This is a genomic window from Streptomyces sp. SS7, assembly GCF_037993025.1.
Lineage (GTDB): Bacteria > Actinomycetota > Actinomycetes > Streptomycetales > Streptomycetaceae > Streptomyces.
In genome coordinates this window covers 3,976,837-3,989,241 of the sequence record NZ_CP141223.1, presented here as the reverse complement: position 1 = coordinate 3,989,241, position 12,405 = coordinate 3,976,837, and the positions used below count along the sequence as shown (strand labels likewise).

The 12,405-nt window shown below is 71.4% G+C and carries 13 protein-coding genes and 1 pseudogene; 13 read left to right on the top strand and 1 reads right to left on the bottom strand.

Annotation, left to right across the window (positions count from 1 at the left end):
* The first annotated feature begins 98 nt into the window (after positions 1-98).
* The 13 genes and pseudogenes from U5640_RS18390 to U5640_RS18330 all read left to right on the top strand — a co-directional run bounded on the left by U5640_RS18390 (position 99) and on the right by U5640_RS18330 (position 11,947).
* On the top strand, positions 99-494 hold the full coding sequence (locus tag U5640_RS18390; RefSeq protein WP_340376848.1) for an NADH-quinone oxidoreductase subunit A: 396 nt from the start codon (positions 99-101) through the stop codon (positions 492-494).
* On the top strand, positions 485-1,108 hold the full coding sequence (locus U5640_RS18385) for an NADH-quinone oxidoreductase subunit B family protein (RefSeq protein WP_340376847.1): 624 nt from the start codon (positions 485-487) through the stop codon (positions 1,106-1,108). The genes U5640_RS18390 and U5640_RS18385 overlap by 10 nt, the downstream gene beginning before the upstream one ends.
* Positions 1,105-2,388, top strand: a complete 1,284-nt coding sequence (locus U5640_RS18380; protein WP_340376846.1) for an NADH-quinone oxidoreductase subunit C — start codon at positions 1,105-1,107, stop codon at positions 2,386-2,388. Before U5640_RS18385 ends, U5640_RS18380 begins: the two co-directional genes overlap by 4 nt.
* Positions 2,385-3,353, top strand: a complete 969-nt coding sequence (locus tag U5640_RS18375; RefSeq protein ID WP_340376845.1) for a complex I subunit 1 family protein — start codon at positions 2,385-2,387, stop codon at positions 3,351-3,353. Before U5640_RS18380 ends, U5640_RS18375 begins: the two co-directional genes overlap by 4 nt.
* A complete protein-coding gene (locus tag U5640_RS18370; protein ID WP_340376844.1) occupies positions 3,353-3,955 on the top strand; it encodes an NADH-quinone oxidoreductase subunit I in 603 nt (200 codons plus the stop codon). Before U5640_RS18375 ends, U5640_RS18370 begins: the two co-directional genes overlap by 1 nt.
* Complete coding sequence (locus tag U5640_RS18365) at positions 3,952-4,653, top strand: NADH-quinone oxidoreductase subunit J (RefSeq protein ID WP_340376843.1); 702 nt, start codon at positions 3,952-3,954, stop codon at positions 4,651-4,653. Before U5640_RS18370 ends, U5640_RS18365 begins: the two co-directional genes overlap by 4 nt.
* Positions 4,653-5,057, top strand: coding sequence for an NADH-quinone oxidoreductase subunit NuoK (nuoK, locus tag U5640_RS18360; protein ID WP_340376842.1), 405 nt, complete (start codon positions 4,653-4,655; stop codon positions 5,055-5,057). Before U5640_RS18365 ends, nuoK begins: the two co-directional genes overlap by 1 nt.
* The gene (locus tag U5640_RS18355; RefSeq protein ID WP_340376841.1) at positions 5,054-7,048 is read left to right on the top strand and encodes an NADH-quinone oxidoreductase subunit L; all 1,995 of its coding nucleotides are present in this window, start codon (positions 5,054-5,056) and stop codon (positions 7,046-7,048) included. Before nuoK ends, U5640_RS18355 begins: the two co-directional genes overlap by 4 nt.
* A gap of 6 nt (positions 7,049-7,054) precedes the next feature.
* A complete protein-coding gene (locus U5640_RS18350; RefSeq protein WP_340376840.1) occupies positions 7,055-8,629 on the top strand; it encodes an NADH-quinone oxidoreductase subunit M in 1,575 nt (524 codons plus the stop codon).
* Positions 8,626-10,209: an NADH-quinone oxidoreductase subunit N gene (locus tag U5640_RS18345; protein ID WP_340376839.1), complete on the top strand. Its 1,584-nt coding sequence runs from the start codon at positions 8,626-8,628 to the stop codon at positions 10,207-10,209. The genes U5640_RS18350 and U5640_RS18345 overlap by 4 nt, the downstream gene beginning before the upstream one ends.
* Positions 10,210-10,396: 187 nt before the next feature.
* Positions 10,397-11,263: a zinc metalloprotease HtpX gene (htpX, locus tag U5640_RS18340; protein WP_340376838.1), complete on the top strand. Its 867-nt coding sequence runs from the start codon at positions 10,397-10,399 to the stop codon at positions 11,261-11,263.
* Positions 11,260-11,402: pseudogene (locus U5640_RS18335) on the top strand (YccF domain-containing protein); the annotation flags it as partial. The gene htpX and the pseudogene U5640_RS18335, both read left to right, overlap by 4 nt.
* 164 nt (positions 11,403-11,566) lie before the next feature.
* A complete protein-coding gene (locus U5640_RS18330) occupies positions 11,567-11,947 on the top strand; it encodes a hypothetical protein (RefSeq protein WP_340376837.1) in 381 nt (126 codons plus the stop codon).
* Here the strand turns inward: U5640_RS18330 and U5640_RS18325 are convergent.
* Positions 11,937-12,401 (bottom strand): transposase, encoded by a 465-nt coding sequence (locus tag U5640_RS18325; RefSeq protein WP_340376836.1) that lies wholly within the window; start codon positions 12,399-12,401, stop codon positions 11,937-11,939. The genes U5640_RS18330 and U5640_RS18325 overlap by 11 nt on opposite strands.
* Positions 12,402-12,405 lie beyond the last annotated feature (4 nt).

Here is a 12,405-nt window from a genome sequence, read left to right as displayed (position 1 = left end):
CTTTATCAGGGCCTAGACTCCGTGCGTACAGATCGTCGAAGTGGCCCGAGGGGCCGAAGAAGCCGCAGAGGCTGAGGTCAGGGAGCGAGGGGACGGACGTGCGGGAACCGACCGTCGAGATCGCGGCGGAATACTTCCGGTCCTATTCGGTCGTCGGACTGCTCGCCGTGGTCGGTGTGCTGTTCGTGGCTGTCGCCTTCGGCGCCGGACGCCTGCTGCGCCCGGTCGTCCCGACCCCCGAGAAGCTCCTGACGTACGAGTGCGGTGTCGACCCCGTCGGCGAGGGCTGGGCCCACACCCAGGTCCGCTACTACGTCTACGCCTTCCTCTACGTCATCTTCGCCGTCGACTCGATCTTCCTGTTCCCCTGGGCGACGGTCTTCGCCGCCCCCGGCTACGGCGCCACGACCCTCGTGGAGATGTTCATCTTCCTCGGCTTCCTCGCCGTAGGCCTGCTGTACGCATACAAGAAGGGCGTCCTGACATGGACGTGACCCCCGAGGCGACCGCTTCCGCCGAAGCGAGCGCCTCCGCACCCGTCCTCCTTCCGGAGCCGAAGCGCCTGGGCGCCCTCGCGCGCCTCGCCCCCGAGCCGATGAAGGTCGTCCTCAACTGGGGCCGCCGCTACTCGCTCTGGGTCTTCAACTTCGGCCTCGCCTGCTGCGCCATCGAGTTCATCGCCGCGTCGATGGCCCGCCACGACTTCATCCGCCTCGGCGTCATCCCCTTCGCCCCGGGCCCCCGCCAGGCCGACCTGATGGTCGTCTCCGGCACGGTCACCGACAAGATGGCTCCCGCGGTGAAGCGCCTGTACGAGCAGATGCCCGAGCCGAAGTACGTCATCTCCTTCGGCGCGTGCAGCAACTGCGGCGGCCCCTACTGGGACTCGTACTCCGTGACGAAGGGCGTCGACCAGATCATCCCCGTCGACGTGTACGTCCCCGGCTGCCCGCCCCGTCCCGAGGCCCTCCTCCAGGGCATCCTCAAACTCCAGGAGAAGATCGCCCGGGAGTCCCTGCACGAGCGCTACGGCACCCCCCGTCCCTCGGCCGCCGCCCTCCAGAGCGGCCTCGTGAAGCCGCCCACCGCAGAGGGGAACGCGGGATGACCACGACCGGCTGGCTGCCCGCCCCCGTCGAGGAGCTGTTCGGCGCGGACGCCACGGCCGAGGAGTCCTACGACGTCCTGACCGTCGACGTCCCGCCCGCCTCCTGGACCGCCGCGCTGCGCACCGCCCGCGACACACTCTCCTGCACCTACTTCGACTGGCTGAGCGCCGTCGACGAACCCGGCACCGGCTTCCGCGTCGCCGCCCACGTCGTCGCCCTTGCCCCCGTGCGCCGGCTGCTCCTGCGCACGACCGTCCCGCACGAGGCTCCGGTCCTCGCCTCCGCCGTCGACGTCTACGCGGGCGCCGGCTGGCACGAGCGCGAGACCCGCGAGATGTTCGGCGTCGCCTTCGAGGGCCACCCCTACCCGCACCACCTCCTCCTCCCCGAGAACTTCGAGGGCCACCCCCTGCGCAAGGACTTCGTCCTCGCGGCCCGGGTCGCCAAGGCCTGGCCCGGCGCCAAGGAACCGGGAGAGCCCGCGGCGGGTGCGGCACACGCCGGCCCCAAGCGCCGCCAGATGCTGCCCCCAGGCGTCCCCGACCCGAACGACTGGGGCCCCCTCAAGGGCCAGCTCCCGCCTGCCCCGGCCCGCCCCGCCCGGGCAGCGGCCGGCCGCGCCGCGGGCGACCGCCCGGCCCGTCCGGCCCCCGGCGAACGCCCGCCCCGCCGCACCCGCTCCGCCGCCGAGGGCTCCGCCAGTCAAGCGGCCCCGGAAGCCGGCGCGGTTTCGGAGACGGCCCCGCCTCCGTCCACGGCCCGCCGCACGAGAACCGCGAGCGGAGGCTCTGCTTCCCAACGCGCCGAGGTCACGCAGCCGGCCGAAGCCCCCAACTCCCCGGAGGAGCCCTCCGGCCCGCCCCCCGCAGGACCGGCGGCCCCGGAAGGCGCGGCCCCCGCCACCGGCTCCTCCCGCAGCTCCGACGCCCCCTGGCACCACGCCCGCCCGGCCTTCGACGACCAGAAGCCGGAGCCGACGCCCGACCAGCAACCGAAGCCGGAGCCCACGCCTGAGCCCGGTCCCGAGCTGGAGGAGAAGCCGACGCCCGAGCCCGATCGGGAGCCCAGGCCGGCGCCCGATCCCGATCGGGAGCCCAGGCCGGCGCCCGAGCCCGAGCTGGAGCAGAGGCCCGAGCCGGCGCCCAGGCCCGAGCCCGCGTCTGCGCCCGAGGTGAGGCCGAAGCAGGCGTCCGCGGAACCCGGTGCCGCCCCCGGCCCGGACCCCGAGGCCAACCCCGAAGTCCCCACCCACGAACCCCCGTCAGGAGGCCCGCAGTGAACGACGTTCTCGACGTCACCCTGCGACTCCTGATCGTCTTCGTCGTCTTCCTCACCTTCCCCCTGATCGTCGGGCAGACCGAACACAAGGTCATGGCCCACATGCAGGGCCGCCTCGGCCCGATGTACGCGGGCGGCTTCCACGGCTGGGCCCAGCTCATCGCGGACGGTGTGAAGTTCGCGCAGAAGGAGGACGTGGTCCCCACGGGCGCGGACCGCCGTATCTTCCAGCTCGCTCCCGCCGTCGCCCTCCTGCCCTACCTCCTCGTCCTCCTCGCGATCCCGATCGGCCCCGGCGAGGGCGCCGTCGGCCAGGTCCTGGACGCGGGCGTGTTCTTCGTGCTCGCCGTGATGGGCATCGGCGTGCTGGGCTCCCTCATGGCCGGCTGGGCCAGCGCCAACAAGTTCTCCCTCCTCGGCGGTCTGCGCACGGCCGCCCAGCTCCTCGCCTACGAACTCCCGATGCTGCTCACCGCCGCCTCGGTGGCGATGGCGGCCGGCACGGTCTCCCTGTCCGGCATCGTCGACGCCTTCGAGTGGTGGTGGCTGCCCTGGCAGATCGTCGGCGCGATCGTCTTCTTCGTCGCCGGCCTCGCCGAGCTCCAGCGCCCTCCCTTCGACATGCCCGTCGCCGACTCCGAGATCATCTTCGGCGCGTACACCGAGTACACCGGTCTGCGGTTCGCCCTGTTCCTCCTCGCCGAGTACGCCGGAATCGTCGTCCTGTGCGGCCTGACCACCGTCCTCTTCCTGGGCGGCTGGCACGGCCCCTGGGGCGCCGACGGCCTCGGCTGGGTGTGGACCCTGCTGAAGGCGGCCGTCCTCGCCTTCGTCGTCATCTGGCTGCGTGTCACCTATCCCCGGCTGCGCGAGGACCAGCTCCAGAAGCTGTCCTGGACCCTCCTCGTCCCCCTCTCCCTCGCCCAGATCGCCCTCACCGGCGTCGTCAAGGTGGTGATCTCCTAGTGGCCCCCATTCCTGGCTCCGGCCTCGCCAAGGGCCTGGCCGTCACCCTGCGCACGATGACGAGGAAATCCGTCACCGAGCAGTACCCGGACGCCCAGCCGGAACTCCCGCCCCGCACCCGGGGTGTGATCGGCCTGTTCGAGGAGAACTGCACGGTCTGCATGCTCTGCGCCCGTGAGTGCCCCGACTGGTGCATCTACATCGACTCCCACAAGGAGACGGTCCCGCCCGCCGCGCCGGGCGGCCGCGAGCGCAGCCGCAACGTCCTCGACCGCTTCGCCATCGACTTCTCCCTGTGCATGTACTGCGGTATCTGCATCGAGGTCTGTCCTTTCGACGCCCTGTTCTGGTCCCCGGAGTTCGAGTACGCCGAGACCGACATCCGCGAACTCACCCACGAGCGCGACAAGCTCCGCGAGTGGATGTGGACGGTCCCGGCCCCGCCCGCCCTCGACCCCGCCGCCGAGGAGCCGAAGGAGATCGCCGCCGCCCGCAAGACGGCGGAGAAACTGGCCGCCGCCCAGGCACAGCCCACCGAGCCCGAGCCCGCGGCGCCCACCGAGTCCCCGGCGTCCACCGACTCCGAGGGAGGGGAGTCGTGACCCCCCTCTCCTCGGCGTCCTCCGTCTCCTCCGCCGCCACGGCCGTCCTGGCCGAGGCACCGCACGGCTTCCTGTCCCCGACCGGTGTCGAGATCGCCTTCGTCCTCGTCGGCCTGGCCACCCTCGGCGCCGCCCTGATCACCGTCACCACCCGGCAGCTGGTCCACGCCGCCCTGTGGCTGGTGGTCGCCCTCGGCGGTCTCGCCGTCGAATACCTCCTGCTCACCGCCGAGTTCATCGCCTGGGTGCAGGTCCTCATCTACGTCGGTTCCGTCGTCGTCCTCCTTCTCTTCGGTCTGATGCTCACCAAGGCCCCCATCGGCCGCTCCCCGGACGCCGATTCCGGAAACCGCTGGGCCGCCCTGTCGGTCGCCGTCGCCGCGGCCGCCGCGCTCGTCTGGGTGGTCGTCGACGCCTTCCGCACCACCTGGATCGACCTGGACGGCCCTCCCGCCGGCTCCACCGAGGTCACCGGCGCGAGCCTCTTCCAGAACTGGGTCCTTCCCTTCGAGGCCCTCTCCGTCCTCCTCCTCGCGGCCCTGGTCGGCGCGATCGTCCTGTCCCGCAGGGCGAAGACGGAGCCCGATGCCGGCTCTCCTCCCATGAACGCCCGGGGCGTCACCAAGAGTTCCCCACCGGTCACGGAAAGTGGCGAAAAAATCTCCGGCACCTCGGCCGAACAGGAAGGCGCCCGCTGATGCACCTCGCCTATCCGGCCGTCCTCGCCGCACTCCTCTTCTGCACCGGCCTGTACGGCGTCCTCGCCCGCAGGAACGCGATCCTCGTCCTGATGTCCGTCGAGCTGATGCTCAACGCCGTCAACCTCAACCTCGTCGCCTTCGACGTCTGGCTCAGCCGGGCCGCCGAGGAGACCCTGCACTCCGGACAGGCCCTCACCCTGTTCACCATCGCCATCGCCGCCGCCGAGATCGGCATCGGCCTGGCGATCGTCCTCGCCGTGTACCGCACCCGCGGCACCTCGGACATCGACCGGCTCCGCGACACCGCCGAGGGCCACGAGAGCGACAACCCCGACACCGACGACGACACCGACGCCGCCGGGACCGGGCCGGGCACCGAGAAGGCCGAGGCCGCCGCGTGACCACGACCACCCTCGCCGTCCTCGTCCCCCTCCTGCCCTTCCTGGGCGCGGTCGCCGGACTGCTCCTCGGGCGCAACGCCCCCGGGTTCGTCCGCCCCCTCGCGGTCCTGCCGACCCTGACCGCCCTGGCCCTGGCCGTCGTCGTCGCCGTACGCCAGGGCGGCGACGCCGCGCTCACTGCGGCCACCGAACTCACCCCCACCGGCTCGGTCCCCATCGAGCTCTCCCTGTACGTCGACGGCTTCGCCGCCCTGGTGGCCGTCCTGGTCGGCACCGTCGCCACCTGTGTGCAGATCTACTCGACCGGCTACCTCCGCGAGGACCCGCGCTACCCCTCGTACGCCGCGCTCGTCTCCCTGTTCACCTCCGCGATGTTCCTGGTCGTCTACACCGGCGACCTGATCGTGCTGCTGGTCGGCTGGGAAGTCATGGGCATCTGCTCCTACTTCCTCGTCGGCCACTACTGGGAGACCCCCGAGGCCCGCGCCGCCTCCCTCAAGGCCTTCCTGGTCACCAAGCTCGGCGACGTCCCGTTCCTCATCGGCCTGTTCGCCCTCGCCACCGACGCCGGCTCCTTCGAGATCACCAAGGTCCTCGACGCCGTCGCCCACGGCGGCCTCGACCACCCGACCGTCGTCGCCCTGCTGCTCCTCGCGGGCGTGGCCGGCAAGTCCGCGCAGTTCCCGCTGCACACCTGGCTCCCCGACGCGATGGCCGGCCCCACCCCCGTCTCCGCGCTGATCCACGCCGCGACGATGGTCGCCGCCGGTGTCTACTTCATCGCCCGGCTCCTCCCGGTCTTCGAGGCATCCCAGGCCGCGATGGTCGTCCTCGCCGTGATGGCCGCCGTCACCATGGTCGGCTCCGGCCTCGCCGCGCTCGCGCAGGACGACATCAAACGCGTCCTCGCCTACTCGACGATCGGCCAGCTCGGCTACATGACCGGCGCCCTCGCCGTCGGCGACCGCTCGGCCGCCGTCTTCCACCTCCTCTCGCACGGCGCCTTCAAGGCCCTGCTGTTCCTCGCGGCCGGCGTGATCATCCACGCCGCCGGCACCAACTCGCTCGCCGCCATGTCCCGGACGAGCCGGCTGCGCGAGCGCATCCCGGACGCCTACTGGACGATGACCGTCGCCCTCCTCGCGCTCGCCGCGATCCCGCCGTTCAGCGGCTTCTTCTCCAAGGAGTCCGTCCTCGGCGCCGCCGAGCACGTCACCACCGGCCACACCGAGCACGCCCCCGGCGCCGCCGGCTGGCTCGTCCTCGTCGCCGGACTGACGACCGCCCTCCTCACCGCCGCCTACGCCACCCGGCTGTGGCTGCTCGCCTTCCACGGCCGGGGCGCCGAGGCCCCCGACCACGGCCGCCAGCCCCTGAGCATGACCGTCGTGCTCTGGGTCCTCGCCGTCCCCTCCCTCGGCCTCGGCGCGCTCGCCTACCGCACGCTCCCCGACTGGTTCGACGGCAACGACCTCGCCCCGACCGTCACCACCTCCGTGCTCGGCACGGGCGTGGCCCTGGCCGGCGCGCTCCTCGCGTACGCCGCCTGGCGCCACCTCAGGCCCCTCGCGGCCGTCGCCCCCCTGGGCGCGGTCGCCGCGCACCCCGAGGGCGACGCGGGCCAGGTCGAGGCCGAGGCCATCGCGACCCACGCCCCCGCCTACGGCGACCTGGCCTCGGCACCCGACCCGGCCGACCCCGGGCGGCTGCTGCTCGGCCCGCTGCACCGGCACGCGGCCGTCGGCTTCCACCTCGACGCCGTCTACGCGGCGCTGTTCGTCCGCCCCGTCCAGGGCGCCGCCGACCTCGTCCGGTTCCTCGACCGCGAGGTCGTCGACACCTACGTACGCGGCGCGGGCGCCCTGCCCCGCTGGCTCGGCGCGGCCGTACGGCGCGCCCAGACCGGCAACGTCCAGACCTATGTGAGCGCGCTGCTCGCCGGCACCGTCGTCCTGGCGGTCGCCGTCCTCCTCGTCGCCTCGGGAGCGTGAGCAGGCGTGATCGATATCAACGAGTCCGTGATGCAGTTTCTTCTGGCGTTCGTCGTCGTCGGCCCGCTCCTCGGCGCCGCCGCCGCCCTGCTGCCCGCCCCGCCCGGACTGAAGGGGAAGTCCCCCGAGCAGGCTGTGCTCCGGCACGGCGTCACGGTCACCGGCGTGATCCTGCTCGCCGCGATCGTCCTCGCGCTGGGCTTCGACCACGACCACCCGTCGAAGATGCAGGCGAGCACCGACATCAGCTGGATCCCGGCACTCGACGTGCGCATCCACCTCGGCATCGACGGCATCTCCCTCCCCCTCGTGGTCCTGACCGCGCTGCTGACCTTCCTCTGCGCGCTCTACTCGTACTTCAGGACACCTTCGGGGCCGACCCCGAAGGCCTTCGTCGCACTGCTGCTCGTCCTGGAGTCGGGCACCCTCGCGACCTTCGCCGTCCTCGACCTGCTGCTGTTCTTCCTCGCCTTCGAGACGGTCCTGATCCCGATGTACTTCCTCATCGCCCGCTGGGGCGGCGAGGGCCGGACCCGGGCGGCGATGAAGTTCATCCTGTTCACGCTGCTCGGATCCGTGGTCATGCTGCTCGGCCTGCTCCTGATCGGCATCAAGGCGGGCACCTTCGACATGGTCGCACTCGCCACTGACAACGGCCGGTCGCTGAGTACGTCCGTGCAGGTCATCGCGGTTCTGACGATCGGCATCGGACTCGCCGTGAAGACCCCGATGTGGCCCCTGCACAGCTGGCTGCCCGACGCCCACACCGCCGCACCGACGGTCGGTTCGGTCCTGCTGGCCGGTGTCCTGCTGAAGATGGGCACGTACGGGTTCGTACGGATCCTCCTGCCGATCGCGCCCGACGGCTTCCACACCTTCGCGCCCTACCTGGCGGCCTTCGCCGTCGTCGGCATCATCTACGGCTCCCTGGCCTGCCTCGCCCTGGCCAAACAGGGCGCCAAGGGCGACCTCAAGCGCCTCATCGCCTACTCCTCGGTCGGCCACATGGGCTTCGTCCTGCTCGGCATCGCCTCCACCACCCCGACCGGCGTGAACGGCGCCCTGTTCGCCAACATCGCCCACGGCCTCATCACCGGCCTGCTCTTCTTCCTGGTCGGCGCCCTGAAGGACCGCACCGGCACCACCGACCTGGACGCCCTCGCCGAACAGACCGGCGCCGCGCTCTACGGCAAGGCCCCCCGCCTCGGCGGACTGCTCGCCTTCGCCGCCGTCGCCTCCCTGGGCCTGCCCGGCCTCGCCGGATTCTGGGGCGAGATGCTGGCCATGTTCGGCGCGTTCGACCCCGCGGCCGGCCTCAGCCGCCCCGCCTTCCTCACCTTCACCGCGATCGCCGCGTTCGGCACCCTGCTCACGGCCGCCTACCTGCTCGTCGTCGTCCGCCGCGTCTGCATGGGCGCCCACCCGCAGGACGCGCCGAAGCTCGCCGACGTCCAGTCGTACGAGTTCGCGGCCTGGACCCCGCTCGTCGTCCTCACCGTCGTAGCCGGCCTGTGGCCGAAGACCCTCCTCGGCCTGACCGACCCGGCCGTGCAGCAGCTCCTCGCAGGAGGCACCCGATGAGCTCCCCGGCCCAGCACCTCGCCCAGCCTCTGGCCGCGTCACTGGTCCAGTCCGTCGACTGGCTCGCGATCGCCCCGCCCCTGCTCGCGGCGGTCGTCGCCCTCGTCGTCCTCGTCGCCGACCTGTTCCTGGCCGACGCCCGCAAGCCGCTCCTCGGCTGGCTGTCCGTCGCCGGACTCGCCGCCTCCACCGCCCTCCTGCTGCCCCTCCTGGACGGCGACCGCTCCACGTTCTGCCTGACCGGCGACGCGCGCGCGTGCAGCTACACGGCCGACCGCTTCACCCTCGTCATCCAGTTCCTGGTCCTCGGCGGAGCCCTGCTGGCCGCCCTCCTGTCGGTCACCGCCCTGAAGGACGCGCGCGGCCGGCTCCCCGAAGGGGAGTTCTGGTTCCTGCTGCTCTCCTCCGCCGCCGGCGCCGCCCTGCTGCCCGCCTCCCGCGACCTCGCCACCCTGGTCGTCGCCCTGGAGGTCGCCTCCCTGCCCGCGTTCGCCCTCGTCGGCATCCGGCACGGCGACCGCAGGTCCGCCGAGGCGGCACTGAAGTTCTTCCTCTCGTCGGTCACCGCGACCGCCGTCAGCCTGATGGGCATCAGCTTCCTCTACGCCACGACCGGCACCCTCTACCTCACCCGGATCGCCGACCGCATCCAGCACGTCGACGGGCAGTTCCACACCCTCGCCCAGACCGGCGTCGTCCTCACCCTGGTCGGCTTCGCCTTCAAGACGGCCGCCGTCCCCTTCCACTTCTGGGTCCCCGACACCTACATCGGAGCCCCCCTGCCGATCGCCGCCTACCTGTCGGTCGTCGGCAAGGCCGTCGGCTTCTCCGGCCTCATCCTCGTCACCGTCGTCGGCCTGCCCTCCTACGCCGATGTCTGGGGCCCCGCCCTGGCCGCGCTGGCCGCCCTCACCATGACCGTGGGCAACGTCGGCGCCCTGCGCCAGCAGGCCACGCGCGCGTACAGCGCCGTACGCCTGCTCGCCTGGTCCTCCGTGGGCCAGGCCGGCTACCTCCTCGTACCGATCGCCGCCGCCGCGTACACCGACGACGCCGAGCACGCCGTGGGCTCCACCGTCGCGTACGCCCTCATGTACGCCGCCGTGAACCTCGGCGCCTTCGCGGTGGCCGCCCTGGTGGGCCGTACGAGCCCGCGCAACCGCCTCACCGACTACCGGGGCCTGCACGCCCGCCACCCGCTCTCCGCGCTCCTCCTGGCCTTCTTCCTGCTGTGCCTGGCCGGACTGCCGCCGGGCGTCATCGGCCTCTTCGCGAAGGTCACCGTCTTCTCGGCGGCCGTCGACGCGGGCCTGGGCTGGCTCGCGGTCGTCATGGCCGTCAACGTCGTGATCGCCCTGTACTACTACCTCCGGTGGACGGCCCTGCTGTTCCGCGCCCCCGCAGGCGAGACCGAGGCCGGGACCGCAGGCGGAACCGGAACCGGAACCGAAGGCGCACCGGTCAGGCACCGGGTCCCCGCCCCCCTCACCGTCGCGATCACCCTCACCGCCGCCGTGGGCCTCGTCCTGTCCGGAGCGCCCCAGCTGATCCTGCGCTTCACCGACACCGCCCTCTTCTGAGCACCCCGCCGTCACCCCTACGGCCCACACCCCTGCCCGTACGCACAAGGGAACTAGTGGCTCCCACCTGGCGTTGACCAGTACGGGAGGGTCCACTGGACGTGACACCACGACTCCAGTGGGCACCGGAGAGACGGAACACCAGCAAGCAAAGGGTTCCCCTGCTGCGCGATTTGGAGGGCGTACCGTGCACCGCCGGCACAACGGGCTCAGGACGGCAGTACTCCTCGGGGGACTGTCCGCGCTCATCATCGTCATCGGCAGCTTCTTCGGCCGGGCGGGACTCGTCGTCGCGGTCCTGATCGCCCTCGGGACGAACGCGTACGCGTACTGGAACAGCGACAAGCTGGCGCTACGCGCGATGCGCGCCCGGCCGGTCAGCGAGTTCGAGGCGCCCGCCCTGTACCGGATGGTCCGCGACCTCTCCACCCAGGCCCGCCAGCCCATGCCCCGGCTGTACATCTCCCCGACCGAGGCACCCAACGCCTTCGCCACCGGCCGCAACCCGCGCAACGCCGCGGTGTGCTGCACCGAGGGCATCCTGCGCATCCTCGACGAGCGCGAACTGCGCGGGGTCATCGGCCACGAGCTCAGCCACGTCTACAACCGCGACATCCTCATCTCCTCGGTGGCCGGCGCCCTCGCCTCCGTGATCATGTTCCTGGTCAACTTCGCCTGGCTGATCCCGATCGGCCGCTCCGACGACGACGACGACGGCCCCGGTCTCCTGGGCATGCTGCTGATCATGATCCTCGGCCCGCTCGCCGCCGGCCTGATCCAACTCGCCATCAGCCGCTCCCGGGAGTACGAGGCCGACGCCTCCGGGGCCCAGCTCACCGGCGACCCGCTTGCCCTCGCCGGCGCCCTGCGCAAACTGGAGAGGGGCGCCCAACAGCTCCCGCTTCCCCCCGAGCCCCGGATCGAGACCGCGAGCCACATGATGATCGCGAACCCGTTCCGACCGGGCCAGGGCCTCACCAAGATGTTCTCGACCCACCCGCCGATGGCGGAACGCATCGCCCGGCTCGAGAAAATGGCAGGTCGCCACCAGTGAAGACCATCCTGAACCTCATCTGGCTCGTCCTGAGCGGGTTCTGGCTGTTCCTCGCCTGCCTCCTCGCGGGCCTGCTGCTCTGCGTCACGATCATCGGCATACCTTTCGGGATCGTCCTTCTGCGTTCAGCATCGCGCTCGGGTCGACCCGCCCTTCGATGACCATCGAGGGCAGCAGCCGGATCTCCGGGAGAGGGACCTGTGCGACGTCCGCGAGCGCAGTTTCCGTGATCACATCAGGGAAGTGCCAGCGGGGCGATCCCCTTCTGATGATCGGTACGATCGGCGGGTTGGAGGGGATGTGATGTTGCAGGTTCTGTACAGCGGGGAAACGAAAGAGCTCGAGCTCTCCGGGACGCGTCAAGGACTGCTGGCGTTCGGGCAGCTGCTGCGGGGGAAGGCCGGAAGCTGTGATCTCTCGGAGAACCCGCGCCCCTCTCCCTACGAGAGGTCGCTGTCGGAGATCGCGTTTCGGGAGGATCCGGAGCGGGCCACCGTTTCGATCGTCACGGAAGCCCAGGTCCTGAGGATCAAGGGAGGTCGGGAAGCTCTCGACCTCCTCGCCGACAACCTTGAGGGCTTCGCCTCCGAGGCGGGTGCAAGCGATCATTGCCACGTCGACTTCCCGACATACGACTACGTCGCGCCAGAGTCGGACCCGCTGGTGATTGCGTTCATGAAGTGAGCGACGAGCCTTCGGCCGCACCACGGTTGAGCCTGTGGGCCTCAGCGCGGGAGAGCGATCGTGGGCCTGGTCCGGTTGCCGGTCGGCCTCGGGTAAGGCGGCGGACCATGACGCCGATCATGGCCCATCGAATCATCGTCTCGGAGTGGGCCGGGCTGGTCTCGTAGTCCCGGGCGAGGCGCCGGTGGGCGGTAAGCCACGCGAGGGTGCGCTCTACCGCCCACCGCTTGGGCTGGACCTGGAAACCGCGCAGGTCAGGGGCCTTGAGGACCATCTCAAGCTCGCGGCCGAGGATCTGTGCGACCCACTCGACCGAGCGGCCGGCGAAGCCCTGGTCGGCCCAGACCTTCCTGACACCGGGATGGTCGAGCCCGGTCCACAGCGACGGCCGCTTCGCGCCGTCGCGGTCCTGGACGCTCGCCGCGACGACGTGGACGGCCGGCAGCAGTGTCAAACAC